Origin of the sequence: Zooshikella sp. RANM57 (genome assembly GCF_050749885.1) — a bacterium.
GTDB lineage: Bacteria > Pseudomonadota > Gammaproteobacteria > Pseudomonadales > Zooshikellaceae > Zooshikella.
The window spans coordinates 460,713-482,108 of sequence record NZ_JBOIUB010000002.1; the positions used below are offsets into that span (position 1 = coordinate 460,713).

15 protein-coding genes are annotated in these 21,396 nt (G+C 41.6%); 12 read left to right on the top strand and 3 right to left on the bottom strand.

Annotation, left to right across the window (positions count from 1 at the left end; all coding sequences use genetic code 11):
• Nucleotide 1: 1 nt before the first annotated feature.
• The 7 genes from ACQ96U_RS06680 (at nt 2) to katG (ending at nt 10,398) form a co-directional block, all read left to right on the top strand.
• A complete protein-coding gene (locus tag ACQ96U_RS06680) occupies nt 2-1,885 on the top strand; it encodes an ABC transporter substrate-binding protein (RefSeq protein WP_431720465.1) in 1,884 nt (627 codons plus the stop codon).
• Between the two features lie 55 nt (nt 1,886-1,940).
• Nucleotides 1,941-2,939 (top strand): ABC transporter permease, encoded by a 999-nt coding sequence (locus ACQ96U_RS06685; protein ID WP_431720466.1) that lies wholly within the window; start codon nt 1,941-1,943, stop codon nt 2,937-2,939.
• Nucleotides 2,936-4,099, top strand: a complete 1,164-nt coding sequence (locus ACQ96U_RS06690; RefSeq protein WP_431720467.1) for an ABC transporter permease — start codon at nt 2,936-2,938, stop codon at nt 4,097-4,099. The genes ACQ96U_RS06685 and ACQ96U_RS06690 overlap by 4 nt, the downstream gene beginning before the upstream one ends.
• A 63-nt stretch (nt 4,100-4,162) precedes the next feature.
• A complete protein-coding gene (locus tag ACQ96U_RS06695; protein ID WP_431720468.1) occupies nt 4,163-5,209 on the top strand; it encodes an alpha/beta hydrolase family protein in 1,047 nt (348 codons plus the stop codon).
• 26 nt (nt 5,210-5,235) lie between these two features.
• Nucleotides 5,236-7,119 (top strand): GspE/PulE family protein, encoded by a 1,884-nt coding sequence (locus ACQ96U_RS06700; RefSeq protein ID WP_431720469.1) that lies wholly within the window; start codon nt 5,236-5,238, stop codon nt 7,117-7,119.
• Between the two features lie 31 nt (nt 7,120-7,150).
• Nucleotides 7,151-7,987: an HDOD domain-containing protein gene (locus ACQ96U_RS06705; protein WP_431720470.1), complete on the top strand. Its 837-nt coding sequence runs from the start codon at nt 7,151-7,153 to the stop codon at nt 7,985-7,987.
• A gap of 224 nt (nt 7,988-8,211) precedes the next feature.
• On the top strand, nt 8,212-10,398 hold the full coding sequence (gene katG, locus ACQ96U_RS06710; protein WP_431720471.1) for a catalase/peroxidase HPI: 2,187 nt from the start codon (nt 8,212-8,214) through the stop codon (nt 10,396-10,398).
• Nucleotides 10,399-10,549: 151 nt separating this feature from the next.
• Here katG and ACQ96U_RS06715 read toward each other — a convergent pair whose 3' ends face one another.
• Nucleotides 10,550-10,840, bottom strand: a complete 291-nt coding sequence (locus tag ACQ96U_RS06715; protein ID WP_431720472.1) for a hypothetical protein — start codon at nt 10,838-10,840, stop codon at nt 10,550-10,552.
• A 284-nt stretch (nt 10,841-11,124) separates the two neighbouring features.
• Here ACQ96U_RS06715 and ACQ96U_RS06720 point away from each other — a divergent pair, with 284 nt between their 5' ends.
• From ACQ96U_RS06720 to ACQ96U_RS06735, 4 genes are read left to right on the top strand one after another with little or no spacing between them, the layout of a single operon-like run.
• Nucleotides 11,125-11,991: a mechanosensitive ion channel family protein gene (locus tag ACQ96U_RS06720; protein WP_431720473.1), complete on the top strand. Its 867-nt coding sequence runs from the start codon at nt 11,125-11,127 to the stop codon at nt 11,989-11,991.
• Nucleotides 11,981-12,838 (top strand): magnesium transporter MgtE N-terminal domain-containing protein, encoded by an 858-nt coding sequence (locus ACQ96U_RS06725; RefSeq protein WP_431720474.1) that lies wholly within the window; start codon nt 11,981-11,983, stop codon nt 12,836-12,838. The genes ACQ96U_RS06720 and ACQ96U_RS06725 overlap by 11 nt, the downstream gene beginning before the upstream one ends.
• Nucleotides 12,825-14,156, top strand: a complete 1,332-nt coding sequence (mgtE, locus tag ACQ96U_RS06730; RefSeq protein ID WP_431720475.1) for a magnesium transporter — start codon at nt 12,825-12,827, stop codon at nt 14,154-14,156. The genes ACQ96U_RS06725 and mgtE overlap by 14 nt, the downstream gene beginning before the upstream one ends.
• Before the next feature lie 30 nt (nt 14,157-14,186).
• The gene (locus ACQ96U_RS06735; protein WP_431720476.1) at nt 14,187-15,071 is read left to right on the top strand and encodes a mechanosensitive ion channel family protein; all 885 of its coding nucleotides are present in this window, start codon (nt 14,187-14,189) and stop codon (nt 15,069-15,071) included.
• Between the two features lie 44 nt (nt 15,072-15,115).
• Here the strand turns inward: ACQ96U_RS06735 and ACQ96U_RS06740 are convergent, their stop codons facing one another.
• Together ACQ96U_RS06740 and ACQ96U_RS06745 are read right to left on the bottom strand one after the other, a co-directional pair.
• The gene (locus tag ACQ96U_RS06740) at nt 15,116-18,217 is read right to left on the bottom strand and encodes an efflux RND transporter permease subunit (protein WP_431720477.1); all 3,102 of its coding nucleotides are present in this window, start codon (nt 18,215-18,217) and stop codon (nt 15,116-15,118) included.
• Nucleotides 18,218-18,224: 7 nt separating this feature from the next.
• A complete protein-coding gene (locus ACQ96U_RS06745) occupies nt 18,225-19,340 on the bottom strand; it encodes an efflux RND transporter periplasmic adaptor subunit (protein WP_431720478.1) in 1,116 nt (371 codons plus the stop codon).
• Nucleotides 19,341-19,682: 342 nt separating this feature from the next.
• Here ACQ96U_RS06745 and ACQ96U_RS06750 point away from each other — a divergent pair, with 342 nt between their 5' ends.
• Nucleotides 19,683-21,215: an alkaline phosphatase gene (locus ACQ96U_RS06750; RefSeq protein WP_431720479.1), complete on the top strand. Its 1,533-nt coding sequence runs from the start codon at nt 19,683-19,685 to the stop codon at nt 21,213-21,215.
• Nucleotides 21,216-21,396: the final 181 nt, after the last annotated feature.

Consider the following 21,396-nt stretch of genomic DNA (forward strand, 5'->3'; position numbering starts at 1 on the left):
TATGAGCAGCAATCATCAGCATCCACACTTTCATCCTTATCAGTTCAACCTGCATCTGACCTGCACGCTAAGCTGTTTTTTCATCTCCCTGATTTTCACCTGTAGTCTACTGGCCAACGACCGCTTGCCTGACATTCCCGCCGTCGTCACATTTAAAGCGCCCTATAAGCAGGGTAAGCCAGGGGGAACCCTGCGTACCCTCATGGCTAAAAATAAAGACATACGAATGATGACGGTTTATGGTTATGCTCGTCTGGTGGCATATAACCAGGATTTCGAGCTGGTACCTGATATCCTGCAAGGGATTGATATTAAAGAAGACCGTATCTTCACACTTTACCTCCGACCAGGACATCGCTGGTCAGACGGCGAACCCTTTACCAGTGAAGATTTTCGTTACTACTGGGAAGATGTCGCACTCAATAAAAAGTTATCGCCCTTTGGCCCTCCCATTCAGCTGATGGTCAATGGTAAACCTCCCAAGTTTACGGTGATTGATAAGCATGCTGTGCGTTATGAATGGGCAGACCCCAACCCTAAGTTTTTAACGGCTTTAGCGGCACCCAGCCCTTTATTTATCTATATGCCAGCCCATTATCTCAAGCAATTCCACCCCCGTTACACCCAAAAGGAAACGCTCGACTTGCTGGTTGAAAAAGCAGGCAAACGGAACTGGCAGGGACTACATCATAAGCGAAGCAATCTCTATAAACAGGAAAATCCAAAGTTACCCTCACTGCAGCCTTGGGTGATAAAAACCAAGGGACCGTCTGACCGGTTTATTTTTGAACGTAATCCTTACTACCACCGTATTGATGAGAAAGGCCAGCAATTACCCTATATAGATAAGATCATTATAAATATTGCGAGTAGTGGCTTAATCCCTGCCAAAGCACGTGCCGGAGATAGTGATTTACAAGGCCGCTATCTACGTCTGGATAATTACACATTCTTAAAGGCCGGAGAAAAGCAGGGCAACTATCAAGTACGCTTTTGGAAAAATGCCCGAGGCTCACAAGTCGCGATCTATCCAAACCTGAATGCTAATGACCCCGCCTGGGCGAAAGTCATGCAAGATGTTCGCTTTCGACGCGCACTTTCGCTCGCCATTAACCGTCATGAAATCAACCAGGTAGTATATTACGGCCTTGCCTTGGAAGGTGGTAATACCATCTTACCCAGTAGCACCTTATACACTCCCGAACTAAGCTCAGCCTGGACTCAGTATGACCCCAAACTGGCTAACCAATTGTTAAATGATATGGGGCTTACTGCACGCAATGATAATGGCATACGATTACTACCCGACGGACGCCCAATGGAAATAGTGGTACACACAGCCGGAGAGTCAACGGAACAGACTGATGTGCTTGAGTTAATTAATGATCACTGGCAGGCCATTGGTATTAAATTACACTCTCGTCCGTCACAACGAGAAGTATTTCGTAATCGGATATTTTCGGGTGAAGCGTTAATGTCTGTTTGGGAAGGACTGGATAATGCCTTACCCACCGCCCAGATGAGTCCTCGAGAACTCTGCCCAAGCATGCAAGAGCAGTATCAATGGTCCCAGTGGGGTAAGTATTATGAAACAGGACAAGGTGATCCCCCAGACTTACCAGATTTACTAAAACTCGCAGAATTACACAAAAAATGGATTAACGCTGACAGCCGAAAACAACGTACTGAACTGTGGAAAAAAATCTTGAAGACTTACGCTGATCAGGTCTACACCATAGGTACCGTCACTGCTGTGTTACAGCCCGTGGTGGTCAGTAATCGTTTAATGAATGTGCCAAAGGAAGCGTGGTATAGCTGGGATCCAGGCGCCTACTTTGGTGTTTTTCGTCCTGATACTTTTTGGTTTAACGATGAGCAGAATTAATGACTTATCAAATAATCAAGCAACGGTAGGTTAATTTAACAAAGAGGCCAAATCCGTGTGGGCATATGTTATTCGCCGACTGATATTGATGATTCCGACCCTGGTAATTATCAGTATTGTCGTGTTCACCATCATACAGCTACCGCCAGGTGACTACCTGGAAAGCTATATTGCTGAACTACAAAGTCAGGGTGAGTCTGTTGATAAACAAAAAATTGCTTTTCTGCGTCAGCAGTATGGGCTTGATAAATCAATGCCCGAGCAATACTTCACTTGGATTACCGGCTTCTTCCAGGGAGATCTCGGTTACTCCTTTGAGTACAACATGCCCGTAACAGAAGTTGTGGGTGACCGAATGTACCTGACCATTCTAGTGTCAACCGTCACTATTATATTCACCTGGATTATTGCCTTTCCTATCGGCTTATACTCAGCAACCCATCAATACAGCTGGGGTGACTATGGTCTGACCTTGATTGGGTTTATAGGCCTGGCAACACCTAATTTCCTATTAGCGCTGGTATTACTTTATCTTGCAAATGTGTACTTCGGGACATCCATCGGCGGTTTAATGGATGCGAAGTTCATTAATCAGCCTTGGAGCTGGGATAAGTTTGTCTCTGTGTTAGAACACTTGTGGATTCCCGTTATCGTTATTGGTACCTCAGGCACCGCAGGGATGATTCGTCGTATTCGCGCTAATTTACTTGATGAGTTAAATAAACCTTATGTGGTTACTGGACGAGCCAAGGGCCTGGGTGAAACCCGATTACTATTAAAATACCCATTCCGCGTATCATTAAACTTTTTTATTGCCGATATCGGTAATATGTTACCCAGTATTATCTCTGGCGCCGAAGTCGTTGCCCTGGTTTTATCGCTACCGACCACCGGTCCTATGCTATTAAGCGCTTTACAAAGCCAGGATATGTATTTAGCTGGCTCGTTTCTGATGTTCCTGGCAATGCTAACAGTGATTGGTGTGCTGATCTCTGACTTACTATTAGCCGTGCTCGATCCTCGGATTCGCTTAGGGGAGGGGGCCACACGATGAATCGTAACCCGGCAAATCCTCATTACATTTCTATTGAAACTTATGATCCCAATGCCCTGGAGCAGGTAGCCAAAGCCCAGGAAAAGTTTTTACTGGCTTCACAATGGCAGTTAATCTGGTGGAAATTTAAACAGCATAAGTTAGCGTATTGGAGTGGTGTCTTTATCGTATTACTCTACGTTTCAATTTTAATTTGTGAGTTTTTAGCCCCCTACAATTTGCATTCGCGTAATACTGATCATATCTACTCCCCCCCCCAGCCTGTGCACTGGTTTCATGAAGGAGAGTTCATTGGTCCCTTTGTCTATCGCTGGTACAACACACTGGATATGGAAGTGTTACAGCGTGTATACCATGAAGATAAAACCCAGGTTTATCCTCTGCGTTTTTTCTGCCGTAGTGATGAGTATGAGTTCTGGGGCTTATTTACCAGTAATGTCCACTTCGTCTGTCCTGCTCCAGGCAGTACCTTATTCATACTTGGTACTGATCGACTGGGGCGAGACATGCTTTCAAGGATCATTTATGGTGCTCGAATATCAACGACCATAGGCCTAGTGGGCATTACAATCAGTATCGTATTAGGTATCTTCTTTGGTAGCTTGGCAGGCTACTATGGCGGTTGGATTGACAATGTGGTGCAGCGGGTTATCGAAATGATTCGCTCATTTCCAGAGTTACCACTCTGGATGTCACTGTCAGCTATTATCCCTGTGACCTGGAGTCCCATTTGGGTATTCTTTGGTATCACAATTATTTTAGCGTTGATGGATTGGACGGGACTAGCCCGAGCGGTACGCTCAAAATTTTTATCTTTACGTGAAGAAGACTACACGATGGCCGCTCAACTGATGGGTGCCAACACCAGCCGTATTATTCGTTGGCACTTATTACCTTCATTTTCCAGTCACTTAATCGCCTCAGCGACCTTATCCATCCCAGCGATGATATTAGGTGAAACTGCACTGTCATTTTTAGGATTGGGTTTACGTCCACCTATTACCAGTTGGGGAGTTCTGCTGAGTGAAGCCCAAAATATTAATGTTGTCGCCATTTATCCTTGGTTGTTGATTCCTGTTTTACCCGTCATTATTGTAATTCTAGCCTTTAACTTCTTTGGTGATGGCTTGCGTGACGCAGCAGACCCTTACAAAAACTAGGTTGAAGTCCAGCATATCATTCTGAGTCGTTTACAATTCATCCACTTTTAAAGAAGAATAAGTATGCTTAAAAAAAGTATTTTTTTAACGCTATTATTAAGCTTTCATGCAGTAGCACTTAGCCAAATAGGTATTGAAAGTAAACAGTTTACAGATAACAACAGAAGCCGCACAATTTCAACTTACATTTTATATCCGACAAATGAAGCCAGTACCCCTAAAACCTATGCTCAAAATACAGCATTTTGGGGATTTGAAGCTATCGAAAACGCCCCCATTTCCTCCCAAAAACTACCTTTATATATCATGGTTCACGGCACTTCAGGAAACTGGCGCAACTTATCCTGGTTAGCCAGCAAGTTAGCCAAAGAAGGCGCTATTGTCGTTTCAGCCAATCATCCAGACTATACCAGTGGTAATGCAACACCTGACTCTGTGATTAAAATGTGGAACCAACCCAAGGATGTATCATTCATCATCGACAGTATGTTGAAAACAACAACCTATGGAAATTTTATTAATAAAGAAAAAATCGCAGTGATTGGCTATTCATTAGGTGGTTATACTGCATTAGCGCTAGCCGGTGCCCAACTGGATATGCATAAGTATGTTGATTTTTGTAGTCACCATCAGGATAAAGCGTGCAACTATTTCAAACCCACGTTTAACACATTTAATAAACAGTATTACACACAAACTTCACAGCCATTAACAGACCAACGTATTAATGCAACAATCAGTATCGCACCAGGTTTTGTCGAGTCAATGACGAGTCACTCTCTGACCAATATCAAAGTACCGAGCTTAATCATTGGCGCAGAACAGGATAAAAACCTGCCTCCTTCAACACATTTTAAGCCCTACATCAGCGATTTTTCAGCAAATATTATCTATCAGGAAATAGCTGACGCATCACATTTCAGCTTTATGCAACAATGCCGACCTAAAGCGCCAGCAATATTAGCAGAGGAGGGGGCAGCGTTTGTCTGTATGGATGGCAAGAAAAAATCACGAAAAGAAATACATAATGAACTGTACTTATTAATTTCAAATTTTATTCAAGAAAAACTTCAATTAAAAAAGCATGTAAACATTGCTAACCAAAACTAAATTTTTTGTGAATAAGAGTCAATGGAATGAATCTGGATACTGGCACCACCATTAGCCATCACTTGATTAAAGCTGGACTCATCAGTGAAAAACAGTTTCTACATGCAAAACGGGTAAAGAATAAGCTTGCAAAAAATAAAACACTACTTAATACCATGCTGTCCCTCGAGTACTTTACGGAAGAGCAGCTCAATAGTGTATTGCAAAAGATTAACCTCCAAGTGCGTATTGGAGATTTATTAGTTGAACTTGGTTATATTACAACTGAACAGTTAGAAAATGCATTGCGTATTCAAAGAGACCCAAAGGTTCATAAGAAAATTGGTGAAATACTGATAGAACAACGCTATATAAAAGAGAAAAAACTCATTCAGATTCTTTCTTCTCAACTTGGTTTCCAATACTGTGAGCCAGACTTTAATAAAATTGATAAATCCCTTCTTAATGACATACAGCCCAACCTGTGTGACGAATATAAGTTTATACCGATAGAAACAAAAGAAGATACTGTATTTATCGCATGCTTAGACCCAAGCGACAAAATAATATTACAAGTAGCCACCAATAATTTTCACTGTAAGATAACACCCGTCATTTGTTGTCAAGATGCGTTAAAAGAAGCCATTAACAAATTCAAATATTACAAAAAGAAAAATACGGTTAATACGCTTTTATCTGAAGAACAACGAACCATTAATCAAGTAGAAGAAATTCTCTATTCAGCGATCCAACAAGATGCCAGTGATATCCATATTGAAAGCTTACAGGATAAAATTAGAGTCAGGTTTCGTCGAGACGGTGTCCTTTTTTTCTTTAAGTCTTATGATAAAAAAATTGGACCCAGCTTGATAGGACGGCTTAAAGTCCTTAGTCAAGCCGATATTTCAGAACGTCGTCGCCATCAAGATGGTAAATTTGAATTTACTGATCCCTCGAGTGGCGCTGTTCTTGATATCCGTTGCTCATTTTACATTTCCATACATGGCGAAAAGATTTGTCTAAGGCTACTCAAGCGAAAAGCGCTTTTCTTAAATATCGATGAAACAACTATGGCTCCTGCCATTTTAGATAGATTCAAACAGGATGCACTCAATATACCGACAGGTGTCGTGTTAATCACGGGGCCAACAGGCTCTGGTAAGACCACCACATTATACAGTTGTATTGATTATTTAAATAATAATGAAGTGAGTATTATTACGGCTGAAGAACCCGTAGAGTACATCATAGACGGCATTACACAATGCTCACTCAATGCAAAAATTGGTGTAACCTTTGAAGAAACCCTCAGGCATATGGTTCGACAAGACCCTGATGTCATCGTATTGGGTGAAATCAGAGATAATCATTCAGCAGAAGCAGCCATTCAAGCCGCATTAACTGGTCATAAAGTGCTTACGACCTTTCATACAGAAGATACCATTGGTGGCTTGTTAAGGCTTATGAACATGAATATTGAGTCTTTCCTTATCAGCTCAACTGTTATTTCTGTTTTAGCACAACGATTATTGAGGCGGGTATGTTTAGATTGTGCTCAACCTTACCAACCAACGCTGCAAGAACTTCTACGATTCAACCTCCAGACCAACGATATTCAGAATGAAAACTTTCGTACAGGCAGTGGTTGTGAAAATTGCTCTTATACAGGTTATCAAGGTCGAATTGGCATTTATGAGTTACTGGTACTCAATGAACGCGTAAAAGATGCCATCCTATCCAATAGACCCTCTTTCGAAATAAGACGCATAAGTATTGAAACTTCAGGACTCATTACCTTACAGGAAGATGGTATTGACAAAGCGGCTCTCGGCTTGACTACACTCACAGAAGTTCAAAGGATGTTACCACGAGTAGAAAAGCCTCGTCCTTTGCAGGAAATTAGACGGTTAGGACAAAATTACTTTTTATAAATTATTTTAATCATAAGGATATATTGTCAAAATGGTGGGGTTCAATTCTATTCCTGAAGAAATAGAAAAAAGAGCTAGAGATCAAAATTTTAAATTACCGGTATTTAACCAAGTTGCCATCAAATTACAAAATGCTATCGCAACAAACTGTAGTATGGCACAGGTAGAAACGCTAATTCTAAAAGATCCAGCACTTGCCAGTGAAGTTTTACGAGTAGCCAACTCTGCCATGTTTTCTGGTCTATCAAAACTCGAAAGCATACAACAAGCGCTAGTCCGATTAGGTACACGACAAGTATTGAACATTGTGATGGTGACATCGCAAAAGCAAATGTTTAAAGCGCAGCATCCCGTTTTAAATAAAATAATGCTGAAATTATGGCAACATGCCTCTGCTTCAGCGGGAGGATGCCATTGGATCGCAATTAAGTCAGGTTATAAAAATATTAAAGATCAGGCTTTTCTAATAGGTTTACTGCACGACCTTGGTAGCTTAGTAATACTTAAAGTACTAGATGACATTTTACACGAAAATAAGTCTATTCAATTAACTGAATCTGTGATTATCGAGTTAATCAACACATTACATACAAAATATGGCTCACAAGTCATGGAATCTTGGGAGTTACCCTCTGCATTTTGTCAAGTAAGTCGAGACCATCACCAAGATAATTTTGACACTAAAAATACTTTGCTCATTATCACTAGACTCGTTGATTATGCTTGTAGCAAAGCAGGTATTGGGCTTAACCCTCAACCCTCACTGACGCTTGGAGTACTTCCAGAAGTAAGTGCTTTGGCTATCAAGGATGTTCACTTAGCAGAACTTGAAATTCAATTAGAAGACTTTATTGAAGCATTTCGCTAGCTGGTAACACCCATTCCCTGACACTCTTTAATAACCGTTGTTGTGATACCCAAAACGAAGTGCGGATTCTTTTAAAGTGAAAGGTTCAACTACCACTATAACGATTAAAAAAAACTATCAGTATCAAAAACTAAATCAACTGTTGTGTTTGCCAGGGGAACTCTATATTGAAAACTGAACAATTCATAAGGCACCCCATATACCAATACTGAGAGGAGCTAAAAATGGGAAATGACAATAGCGCTGCGGGGAAATGCCCCGTTATGCATGGTGGAAAAACCTCGGTTGGGTCTTCAAACATGGATTGGTGGCCTGAAGCGCTCAACCTGGATATTCTTCATCAACATGATACGAAAACCAACCCTCTGGGCGAAGACTTCAACTATGCGGAAGAATTCAAAAAGCTGGATTTAACGTCAGTAAAGCAAGACTTACATGCACTCATGACCGACAGCCAGGATTGGTGGCCTGCAGACTGGGGACATTATGGTGGTTTAATGATCCGTATGGCCTGGCACGCTGCGGGTACTTACCGTATTGCCGATGGTCGAGGTGGTGGCGGCACGGGTAATCAACGTTTTGCCCCTATCAACAGTTGGCCGGATAACGTCAACTTGGACAAAGCCCGTCGTTTACTGTGGCCCATTAAAAAGAAATATGGCAACAAATTATCCTGGGCAGATCTAATTATTCTTGCCGGTACCATGGCTTATGAGTCCATGGGGTTAAAAGTTTTTGGTTTTGCTGGTGGCCGTGCCGATATTTGGCACCCAGAGAAAGACATTGACTGGGGTTCAGAAAAAGAGTGGCTTGATAAAAACGCAGATCGTGCCGACAGTGACCAACGTAAATTACACGATGAAAACCCGTTAGCCGCCGTACAAATGGGATTAATTTATGTAAACCCAGAAGGCGTTGATGGGCAGCCTGACCCATTAAGAACCGCTCAGGATGTACGAACAACGTTTGCTCGAATGGCAATGGATGACGAAGAAACCGTTGCGCTCACAGCTGGTGGCCATACTGTAGGCAAGTGCCATGGTAATGGTAATGCAGAGCTAGTAGGTCCAGACCCTGAAGGGGCAGATATCAATGAGCAGGGATTAGGCTGGCACAATAAAAACGGTAAAGGTTTTGGTCGTGATACCGTCACCAGTGGCATTGAAGGCGCATGGACCACACATCCAACCCAGTGGGATAATGGTTACTTCCACATGCTCTTTAACCACGAGTGGGAATCAAAGAAAAGCCCTGCAGGCGCCTGGCAATGGGAACCCATCAGCATTAAAGATGAGGACAAACCCGTTGATGTTGAAGACCCCTCTATACGCTATAACCCCATCATGACTGATGCCGACATGGCAATGATTAAAGATCCCGTCTATAGAAAAATATCTGAACGTTTTTATAAAGACCCAGAATACTTCTCTGAAGTATTTGCACGAGCATGGTTCAAACTGACTCATCGAGACCTTGGGCCTAAGAGTCGTTATCTTGGCCCCGATGTACCTAAAGAAGATCTTATTTGGCAAGACCCTATACCCAAGGTTGATTACACCTTAACTGATGCAGAAGTTGCAGACCTTAAAACAAAAATTCTGGCAAGCGGCTTAAGCATATCAGCACTTGTGGCAACAGCCTGGGACAGTGCACGAACTTTTCGTTGTTCAGACTACCGTGGTGGTGCCAATGGAGCACGTATTCGTCTGGCCCCCTTAAAAGACTGGGAAGGTAACGAGCCTAAACGTTTACAAAAAGTACTGACTGCACTGGATGGCATTCAAGCTGGCTTGAGTAAAAAAGTCAGCATAGCCGATCTGATTATTCTAGGAGGCACCGCCGCGGTTGAAAAAGCGGCCAAAGATGCAGGTTTTAATATTACCATCCCCTTTGCTCCAGGTCGTGGCGATGCCACAGCAGAAATGACCGATGCGGAGTCATTTGCCATATTGGAACCTATTCACGATGGCTACCGTAATTGGCAAAAACATGACTATACGGTATCAGCAGAAAAACTATTACTTGATCGAACTCAGCTGATGGGCCTAACAGCACCAGAGATGACAGTGTTGATCGGTGGGATGCGAGTGCTGGGTACGAATTATGGTGGTAGCAAGCACGGCGTATTTACTGATCGAGAAGGTGTTTTAAGTAACGACTTCTTCGTTAACTTAACCAATATGAACTATAGCTGGAAGCCTGCAGGCAAAAATCTGTATGAAGTGACCGATCGTAAAAGTGGTAAAGTCAAGTGGACGGCAACCAGAGTAGATTTAGTGTTTGGTTCAAACTCCATTCTCCGCTCCTATGCTGAAGTGTATGCGCAAGATGATGCACAAGAAAAATTTGTCCAAGACTTTGTAAAAGCCTGGACCAAAGTAATGAATGCAGATCGTTTTGATCTGAAATAGTGCGTCACGCGATAACACCATAACTGGTTGCCGCAAGGATGCGGCAACCAAGCCTCCAGGGAAGGATTCACAGCGTGTTCGAAGGGCATTATGCAGACGTTGTACAAAAGGTGTGTTAGAAAATAGCTGCTGTTCACTATGTCACATCATGTTACGTTGCCTCGGGTATCATCGCAGACAACGCTCTACTACCTGGAATAGAATCAAGCGCTTTACTTGTGCAAACTTCTTTAGGTTTTATGAAGATTAACTTATCCTGCTCTTGGTTCGGCAAGTACTTTCTAATCATATCAAATAGCTTGGTTTGGGACCCGGGTAACTGGATAAGCCACATAAATGGCATTATTTTTTCAGCACCTAATTGTTGTAAAACTTCTTCCATAGAACAGTAGTCATCTATTTCACCATCATGTAATTCATAAGCAATATAGTAGATGGACATCTGATTACTCTCCTTGTGAAGCAAATATATACTTCAAGCATAGCCTAAAATTTCCTCTGAATATCTAGCCAATTAAAACATAGCGTGTATAACTTATTTTCTAACATAGCCAACCCGCGACGTCTTTATCCTCACTTTGCTTTACTTAACAAGAAAATAAGCTCTATGATTAACCTTGACGATCAATGCTATAACATTAAAGCTTGATATAGGGCATCTCTAAAAATACACTTTTTTAGAGATGCCCTAAATTTTTTGTTGATGACCATTGGCAAGGACTGAGAATGGAATCTTCACCTTGGTTTTCTTCCCTATTTATTACACCAGAATTTCTCACCCAGGTGAGTCAATCAATTGTACGTTTTTTTACGGCTTTATTATTACTTATATTTGGCTGGTTTGTTGCTCGATTTTTAAAGGATGTTTGCAGTCGGCTCATTGATAATACTAACCGACTATTACATCGCCTATCACGATCTGGAGCCGGTTATATCGAACAGCTTCAACCTGTGAGTAGTCGTTTTTTTCCCTTATTGGTGTATTGGATAACCATTATTATTTTTATTGGGTTAGCCACTAACATTTTGGGTATTGCAATTTTTACCAAATGGATTGATGGTTTTTTAGTTTACCTACCCACATTACTGGCAGGAATTATCATTATTATTGGCGGGTTTATTTTTGGTGAAATGGCGAAAGACCTCGCCACCAGTGCAGCACTAGCTGCCAATCTCAGACACAGTGATATACTAGGGCGTATTGCCCAAATTATGCTGGCCGGTAGTGCAATTTTAATTGGCGCGAGCCAAGTAGGTATTGATGTTTCATTTATAGTCAATATAGCAACAGTCGCACTGGCCGCGATATTAGGTGCTTTTGCACTAGGTTTTGGCCTAGCAACCCCTAAACACGTCAGTAATTTTATTAGTGCCCGGTATGTGCATCGGCAGTATCAAACGGGTGAAGTCATTCAAATTGGACAACATGAAGGTAAGATTCTGGAAATTACTCCTCATGCCGTCATTCTCGAAACGATTGCAGGAGAATTACATATTCCTGCAAAATTTTTTACAGAAGAGCCATGCTTAAAATGTAGTGTTACAGAACCAGACACGGAGAATGATAACGAGGATACGGTCAATGCAAAGTAAACATCAATTAGCATTAACCTACCTTGAACGAGCGCCCGCTGCTGCTGCCAAAATTTTAGAATCATTACCTGAAACGGCTGTAGCAGAATTACTTTCTTTAGCGCCTGTAACAACAGCAGCACCTGTATTTGAACAATTAAGTACCGCAAAAGGAATTGCCTGTTTAGCGTGCCTGGATCAACTTGCCGCCACCCATTTACTTATACAACTATCATCCATTAATGCTGCAACACTTCTTAAAGGGATTCCACAAACCAAGAGGAAAGCTATTTTACACCAAATGCCAACGTTAAAAGCACAGGCTATCCAAATACTGTTGGCTTACCCTTCAAATGTGGTGGGTGCTTGGATAGATCCTCAAGTACTGACCTTACGAAACACCCATACCTTTGCAGAAGCGCTTCAACAGTTGAAGTTTTTTCAAGGCGCCATACCCCACCGCCTCTTTATCCTTGACCGTAGACGCTACTTAGTCGGCGTTATTTCTGCCACGGATATTATGGGACACCCAGAAAATAAATTACTAAATGACTATATGAATGCCAAGCCCGCAGCATTACAGTCTCGATTACAACTCACTCAAGCACAGCAACACCCTGATTGGAGCCATTCCATCGTCATGCCCGTCGTCAATAGAAATAATGAGTTTATTGGCGTTCTCAATTACAGCACCTTAAATAAGGCTGTAGAACAATTAAAAAGTATGCCTGACAAAGCTATAAAAACAACGCAAGTCGATAGTAGTTTAGGTTTGTTAATCAGTGATAGTGTCATTGGGGTATGGCAAGCATTACGAGATGCCTGGAACCTTAATAGTAACAGGGAAGAACAACATGGTCGACGCTAGCCAGTCTGCAAACATGACAGTTGATAATATTGCCATTACTCGATTAAGCCAGCAGTTTTTATTTGATTACTCTAAAGAGGCTGCAAGTGTTTTAGAATCCTATGAACCGGAAGAAACAGCCCAATTATTAGGCGAGCAACCTGTTCCTACACTGTTACGCATTTGGAATTTTTTTCCGCCTCATTATGCAGATCAATTGCTGCCCTTACTGAATGATAATGCTCAAAAACAATTACTGTTATCGATGGATTCACCTGACTGTGCACAAACGCTTAACCGGCTATCACCGGAAGACAAGAAACGCTGTTTCGATAATTTACCTGAAGACTATGTTAACGACTTAAAAAACTTATTAGCCTACCCTGAGAGAACAGCAGGGCAAATGATGGACCCTCGTGTTATCCGCTTGCATCCAGAAAGTACAGCGGATGATGCACTTAAATTATTACGCCAACAAAAGCATAAACCTATCAGAAAAGTCTTTGTGGTTGATAATAACCAACAACTGTTAGGTATCGTGGATATTACCGCATTAGCCTTAAGTGAAGGCAGTGAACCCCTCCAGCAATTAGCATTGCCCCCTAGAGCACTGATTTCACCCTTTGATTCACTTGATGATGTGGCAGAACAGCTCACTCAATTTAAATTAGAAACACTACCTGTCGTTGATATTAACGGTAAACTATTAGGTGCCATTCAACACCCTTCATTATTGCGAACCTTACAAGACAACTCCTTAACGGATATACAAGCAATGGTTGGGGTAAGCAGGGAAGAACGTGCACTGTCAAAAGCTTTATTTGCCATTAAAAAAAGATTACCGTGGATGGAAATTAACCTCGTCACAGCTTTTGTTGCCGCCTCTGTTGTTGCTATTTTTGAGGATACTATTGCCAAATTCACGGCATTAGCTGTATTACTACCCGTCGTTGCAGGGCAATCAGGAAATGCGGGGGCTCAAGCCCAAGCGGTGACAATAAGAGGTCTCGCCCTAAAGGAAATAACCGTTAGAAACTGGTTAAGGGTTTTATTCAAAGAAATTAACATTGGCATCGTCAATGGTATCGTTATAGCATTAACCACAGCTATTGGCGTATATTTTTGGAGCAGTAGTATGGGGCTCGCATTAGTAATTGCCATTGCCATGGTGATTTCAATGGTCATGGCAGGCATGTCAGGTGCTGTCGTACCAATTATTCTTACAAAATTAGGACAAGACCCTGCACAATCTTCATCAATTATTTTAACAACCATTACTGACATTGCAGGTTTTATGTCATTTCTAGGCATAGCTACATTGCTCTCTGCATTGCTTTAGACAATAAACCGCCTTATTAATAATGACACTATGAACGAACTTATTACTGAAAATAAACTTATTGTTTCAGCCTTGCTTATCATTATTGCGATTTGCATTCGTTGGTTAGCCGTAAAACAGCTTCGGAAAATACCTTCAGGTGAGGATGAACTGCCAAGACGCTGGATAAATGGTATTAGAAATGCGTTAACCACACTCGTTGTAGTAGGACTCATCATCATCTGGTTATCAGAATTAAAATTTGTCGCCTTATCCATTGCCACATTTACAGTGGCATTAATTTTCGCAACGCGCGAATTTATTCAGTGTTTTATGGGTGCAATTTATCAAACCAGTGTACGTGCTTTTGCGGTGGGAGATTGGATAAAAATTGGGGATCACTGTGGTAAAGTCGTTAGTAGTGACTGGTTAACGACCAAGTTACTTGAGATTGATCTAGAATCAATGAGTTATGTTTATACTGGAAAAACATTAGTCATTCCTAACAATCAACTGTTTTTATCCCCCATTTATAACCTCAATTTTATGCGTCACTATGTAATACATACTTTTACAATCACCCGTGACTCTGATCTTGTGAATGTTTGTCAGGCAAAAGACTTTATTTTAGCAAAAGCCAAAATATACTGTGAACCCCATGAAGAACTCGCTAAAAAATACGAAAAACTGCTTGAGAAACGACTCGGTGTTGATCTTCCCGGACCAGAAGCCAGTGTGCGAATCACGACAACTACTTTAGGTAAAAATGAGTTTAGTATCAGCATTTTTTGCTCTACCAAAGAGGCCACCACAATTGAACAAAAACTAACAGCCGACTTTATGCGTTACTGGTATTCCGAAGTAGAACGTTTGAAAGTCGACAAAAAAGCGCATAAAACGCAAGAATACAATAGAGTGACAGAATATACTCATTAGGGCACCTCTAAAAATGGTGATTTTTATCCCAGCTATTTCAACTTTCAAATATTATCATCTTCTGACATTTTAAGTTCTTTCTCTAAACGATGAGCAACAGCTTTTGGTGACCCTGTAAATCTGGCAAGTAAGTTATACGCTACTGGAATAACAAAGAGTGTAAAAACAGTTGCGACCATGATACCGAAAAACAAGGTAATGCCTATAACTTGTCGTGTTTCAGCACCAGCGCCAGAAGAAATAATCAGTGGAATGGAGCCTGCCGTTGTGGTAATACTGGTCATAATAATAGGGCGTAACCGAACCTGGGCAGCCTGTACGATAGCCTCTTTAACAACAGCACCTTTATCTCGCAACTGGTTAGCAAATTCCACCATAAGAATGCCATTTTTAGCGGCCAATCCTATTAACATGACAAGTGCTACCTGGCTATAAAGATTAAGCGTATTACCCGTAAGCCATAACCCAAACAAACCACCCGCAATGGCTAAAGGTACTGTCAGCGTGATAATAAAGGGATCAACATAGCTTTCAAACTGTGCAGCTAAAACTAAAAACATCACTAAAATACCCAGACCAAAGGTAAAATAGCTTGCGCCACTCGATTTTTGGTAATCCTGAGATTGCCCTTTATAATCGATGACGACACTGTCAGGTAAGTGTTCACGCACTAAACGCTCAAGGTAGGTGAGGGCATCGCCTAATAACAAATGATCTTCTAAATTAGCATCAATCGTAATGGCTCGGGTTCGGTTAAAACGATTCAGTGTTTTAGAGCCAGCATATTCTTCTAGTATCACCAAATTTGAAAGAGGGATAAGTTCACCTGATCGTTCAGATCTGACATATATATTTGTTAAGTCATTAGGTGTATTTTGCTGGTCACGTTTGCCCTCAACCAGCACATCATATTCTTCTCCCTCTTCGATGTAGCTTGTTACTTTTCGCGAAGCCAGCATCGTTTCCAATGTTCGCCCAATATTTTGAATAGAAACCCCTAATTCAGCTGCTCGCTGGTAATCAATTCGCACAAACACCTGAGGACTGGTTTCTTTAAAATCACTATCAATACCCACAAAGCCAGGATTTTGTTTAGCCAATTCTTCCAATAAAATATCCCGCCATTTAACTAATTCATCATAAGTAGCACCACCAATCACAAACTGAACAGGTTTACCTGTTCGACTTCTAATCCCCTGACGCATAATAGGATAAATCGTCACCCCAGCAAGATCGGCCGTTTTTTTTCTAACATCAGCCATGATCTGCCACGCTGAACGGCGTTGTGACCAATCATTCAACACAATAATAACAAACCCAGAATTAAAACTTCCTCTGGGGGTACGCACTAAGAGTCGCTGAACTTCATCATTTTCAACCAAAGGCAACAATCGTTGTTCAATTTCATCCATATATTTTTTCATGTAAGCATAGGTGGCCCCTTCAGGCCCATTGACTAACAGAAAAAAAGCCCCTCGATCCTCTTTAGGCACATACTCCGCAGGAATATGTTTTGTTAAAAAAAATGATACTCCTACCATACTTAAAAAAAGAATCATCACAATGTAAGGTTTGTTAATGCAGGTTTCCAACCACTGCTGATAATGCCCCCTTACTCGACTGAATAAATGGTCAACATGACGGACTAACCCACGGTCATTATTCATCGGTTTTAAAATACGAGAAGCTAATACCGGAGAAAGGGTTAGCGCCACCAAGCTGGAAAAAACCACGGCAGCACTGATGGTTAATGCAAACTCAGAAAATAACCTTCCTATATCTCCTTGTAACACAGAAATAGGTGCAAATACCGCTAATAATACGAGCGTTGTTGCAATAACAGCAAATCCTACTTGTCGTGTACCTTTAAAGGCTGCCACTAAAGCCGTTTCATTATGGGTATCCATTCGCCGGTGAATATTCTCTAACACAACAATCGCATCATCAACCACGAGTCCAATTGCGAGGACGAGTGCCAGTAATGTCAGTAAATTAACAGTAAAACCCATTAACATAAGCACAATAAATGTAGCGATTAATGAAATAGGAACCGTCACGGCAGGAATAAGTGTTGCTCGCATGCTGCCTAAAAATAAATACATGGTAAATACAACGAGTCCCATTGCAATGGTCAGCGTTTTGTAGACTTCAATAATGGCCGCTTCAATAAAAACCGATGAATCATAACTGTTGTGAATATACATCCCTTCAGGTAATCGTTTATTTAATTGCTCTGCTTTTTCTATTACAGCACGAGCAACATCTATCGTATTTGCCGTTGATTGTTTAGTGATACCAATGCCCACCATATTTTCGCCATTACCACGAAAGGACGTACGATAATCAACTGTACCTTTTTCAACCGTAGCAACATCCCCTAAACGCACTAAGTAGCCATCGGTTCCCCGCGCAATAACCAGCTGTTTGAAATCTTCTGGAATCAGAAAAGCGCGTTTTAAACGTATGGTGAATTCTTGATTAACAGACTCAATGTTACCTGCTGGTAATTCTACATTTTCAGAACGTAGTGCTTGCTCTACATCACTCACAGTAAGATCATGGGCAGCAAGTTGAGTCCTATCCAACCAGACACGCATAGCAAAACTTTGTCCACCCCCGACCCGTACACGACCAACACCTTTTATAATCGAAAATCGATCAATTAAATAACGCTCGGCATAATCCGTTAACGCAGGCACAGACAGTCGATTGCTGGTTAAGTTAAGCCACATGATAACATCTTCATTTGAATCCACTTTCTCTATATCAGGTAGCTCTGCTTCTGGGGGCAAATCATCTAATACACGAGATACCCGATCACGGACATCATTAGCCGCAGCATCAATATCCCTGTTTAAATTAAACTCAATATTAATTTGCGATTGCCCGTCGCTGCTGTTCGACTCAATGTAATTAATCCCTTCCAAACCAGAAATTCGGTCTTCAATTAATTGCGTAATACGAGTTTCGACAATATCGGCTGCGGCACCAGGATAACGTGTACTAATAGAAACAATGGGTGGGTCAATATCAGGATATTCGCGTAGCGGTAAACGTTCAAATGCAATAATGCCAAAAGCAATTAACAATAAAGAAATCACTGACGCAAATACAGGGCGTTTTATACTGATATCTGAAAGGAGCATCGATATTTTACTCCCTTAAGCTCGATGAAGAAGAGGAGGGGGCTGATGTGGTAGTAGCAGAAGCGTCTAACGACGATGAATGCTCCTTCACTTCCTTACCTGACGTTTGTTTTATAATGGCAACAGCACTACCATCATTTAAACGCATCACCCCATGAGTCACAACCCACTCGCCTGGTACCAAACCTGACTTCACAACAATAGCCCCTGGTTTACGCGAGCCTGTCACCAGCTTACGCTTCTCAACCACAGGTGGAGTGACTGATGTCTTAACGACAAAGGTGTACCGATTAAATCCCTCTTGCACCAACGCCTCTTCAGGCAACATTAACCGTGCCTGGACGGGTGTATTTAAGCGTACCGTCATTAGCATTCCAGGTTTTAACTGTCGTGTATTGTTAGGAATCAATGCACGAATAATAATTGAACGTGTCACTGGATTTATACGAGAATCAATACTGACAATTTTTCCTTCATAGGTTTGTTTTAGAAGGCTTCTTGATCTTGCCTGTACCTGTAATCCCAGCTGTAAAATATCTAAAAATAAGGCAGGTACAGCGATATCAAGCTTCATTACACGATCATCATCAAGCGTAGTGATAGGATCTCCAGGCTCAACAAGCGAACCAACACTGATATTTCGTAAGCCTACAACGCCATCAAAGGGCGCAATGATGAGTCGGTCCGCCAGCCGAGACTGGGTTGCTTGTAATTTAGCCTGAGCGGTTTCATACACCACCCGCCGTTGATCCAACAACGATTTTGATACTAGATTTGACTTGACTAATGCCTGCACACGTTTGAATTGTCGCTCGGCTTCTTCAAGGGTAAAACGCGCTTCTTCCAATAAAGCATGTTCTTCAGAACTGGTCATTTCCACTAAAATTTCACCCGCTTTCACCCGCTGACCATCCGTAAAATGTATGGCGGTAATGGTTTCAGTCACAGTTGACGAAAGCGTCACTGCTTCATTCGCACGTAAGGTACCCAGCGCCTCAATCTGCTCTGAAAAAGGCTCTCGTTGAACATCAGTTATCAGCACAGGAATCAGCTTTGGTGCAGCGAATACAAATAAAGGCAGACAGCTCAGCAAAATCGTATTAACCCAAGCGATTAAACGCATTGATTGAAACCCTTAGCCAAGGAATGAATACATCCTAAAAAATTCACCAAGTACTTTTATAAACTAGTGAAGGAAAACGATAACTCCAATAATTTCATTCAAAATGCACATGCAAAATGGTTATAAAACATCAGACAAATTATCGTTATATTAAAAGTATACCCATAACGAAGGTTTTTTAGCGCGTGAAGAGGAGGGCTGTGTGTATACCTATTTCTATTAACATTAGCAGTAATAAAATGCTCAACCCAAAGCAAATTAATACTGTCAATTAACTGTCGCGTAATTGTTACATTCACTTCTTATGCTGGCTGCGTTTTCTGCCAACAAGAAGGAAAAACAATGTCTTACAGTCAAACATCAATATGGTCTACAACATTAATTAGTACGTTACTCAGTACCCTCATTACCACAGTCCATGCCAAACCTACTGAATCACCTGATATGTGGTATCAACAAGGACAACAAAGCCTTCGTCAAGCCATTGCGCTAAAACCCAATACCCATCGCGCCAAAAACATTATTTTATTTGTGGGTGATGGTATGGGTGTTAGCACTGTTACTGCGGGCCGTATTTTTGATGGACAAAGTAAAGGTCAACCTGGTGAAGAAAATCAATTAAGCTTCGAAAAACTGCCTTATGTTGGTCTTGCCAAAACCTACAACACTAATCAGCAAACACCTGATTCAGCAGGAACCATGACTGCGATGATGACTGGGGTAAAAACGCGCGCGGGTTATATATCCATTGACCAGATTCCTGACCGAGGTGATTGCAGTCCTGCTCAAGCTCATGGTTTGAAAACATTACTTGAACAAGCAGAGCAGGCCGGTATGGCAACGGGTGTCGTTACAACAGCACGACTGACACATGCTACTCCAGCCGCAACATATGCCCATGTCACAGAGCGGGACTGGGAAAGTGATGACGAAATGCCCAAAAAAGCACGACAACAGGGGTGTAAAGATATTGCCCGACAATTGTTGGAGTTTCCTTATGGTGATGGTCTAGAAGTTGCGTTTGGTGGTGGTTGGCGACACTTTATTCCAGAAACAGAGCGTGACTTGGTCAACCATAGCCAACGAGGACGCCGTGAGGATGGTCGTAACCTAATTACTGAATGGCTGGAGCGTTATCCACGAAAAGGGGCTTTTGTCTGGAATAAAGCCCAACTTTCACAATTAGATGATGATAAACAGCATGTGCTGGGCTTATTTAATCGCAGCCATATGTCATTTCATACGGATCAAAATAGCGGTAACCCACGCGGTGAGCCAACCCTTAAAATGATGACCCAAAAAGCATTAAAAATATTAGACAAACGACCACAAGGCTTTTTCCTTATGGTTGAAAGTGGACGCATTGATCATGGACATCATGCCGGCAACGCCTATCGTGCACTCCATGAAACTCAAGCCTTTGCGAATAGTATTCAGGCTGCACTATCAATGGTTGACTTGAAAGATACTCTTGTCATTGTTACGGCTGACCACAGTCATGTATTAACCATGGCCGGCTACCCAACCCGGGGAAATCCTATTTTAGGTAAAGTCCACGGTAATAACAGTAAGGGCCGCCCAAGCAGTAAAGACACGTTAGCAGATGATGATTTACCCTATACCACCTTAGGTTATATGAATGGACCTGGTGCTGTTAGTAACCATGGCCGTGATGACCTAACCTCTGTTGACACCACAGATAGCCACTTTCAGCAACAAGCGCTCATTCCGACCTCAGCAGAAACCCATAGTGGAGAAGATGTAGCGATCTATGCAGGAGGACCTTGGGCCCATCTGATTCATGGAACGCATGAACAAAACTATATTTATCATGTAATGTTCCATGCCGCACAGCTAAATCGAGCTCGTCATTAATTCAGTTACTGCATAGCCAGGCATTTGCCTGGCTTCTAAATTTAATAATTCTTAAGAGTTTAAATAATGTAATGAACGCATTATCAAACTGAAGTACAAGCTTTAAATTATTTATACGACAGTTAGATTATATTACTTAAAGAAACAATAGTAATATAAATACATACAACGCGTTGCATAA

Coding starts and splice junctions, on each gene's coding strand:
- ACQ96U_RS06680 (WP_431720465.1), top strand. CDS start 2: ATGAGCAGCAATCATCAGCATCCACACTTTCATCCTTATCAGTTCAAC.
- ACQ96U_RS06690 (WP_431720467.1), top strand. CDS start 2,936: ATGAATCGTAACCCGGCAAATCCTCATTACATTTCTATTGAAACTTAT.
- ACQ96U_RS06695 (WP_431720468.1), top strand. CDS start 4,163: ATGCTTAAAAAAAGTATTTTTTTAACGCTATTATTAAGCTTTCATGCA.
- ACQ96U_RS06700 (WP_431720469.1), top strand. CDS start 5,236: ATGAATCTGGATACTGGCACCACCATTAGCCATCACTTGATTAAAGCT.
- ACQ96U_RS06705 (WP_431720470.1), top strand. CDS start 7,151: ATGGTGGGGTTCAATTCTATTCCTGAAGAAATAGAAAAAAGAGCTAGA.
- katG (WP_431720471.1), top strand. CDS start 8,212: ATGGGAAATGACAATAGCGCTGCGGGGAAATGCCCCGTTATGCATGGT.
- ACQ96U_RS06715 (WP_431720472.1), bottom strand. CDS start 10,840: ATGTCCATCTACTATATTGCTTATGAATTACATGATGGTGAAATAGAT.
- ACQ96U_RS06720 (WP_431720473.1), top strand. CDS start 11,125: ATGGAATCTTCACCTTGGTTTTCTTCCCTATTTATTACACCAGAATTT.
- ACQ96U_RS06725 (WP_431720474.1), top strand. CDS start 11,981: ATGCAAAGTAAACATCAATTAGCATTAACCTACCTTGAACGAGCGCCC.
- mgtE (WP_431720475.1), top strand. CDS start 12,825: ATGGTCGACGCTAGCCAGTCTGCAAACATGACAGTTGATAATATTGCC.
- ACQ96U_RS06735 (WP_431720476.1), top strand. CDS start 14,187: ATGAACGAACTTATTACTGAAAATAAACTTATTGTTTCAGCCTTGCTT.
- ACQ96U_RS06740 (WP_431720477.1), bottom strand. CDS start 18,217: ATGCTCCTTTCAGATATCAGTATAAAACGCCCTGTATTTGCGTCAGTG.
- ACQ96U_RS06745 (WP_431720478.1), bottom strand. CDS start 19,340: ATGCGTTTAATCGCTTGGGTTAATACGATTTTGCTGAGCTGTCTGCCT.
- ACQ96U_RS06750 (WP_431720479.1), top strand. CDS start 19,683: ATGTCTTACAGTCAAACATCAATATGGTCTACAACATTAATTAGTACG.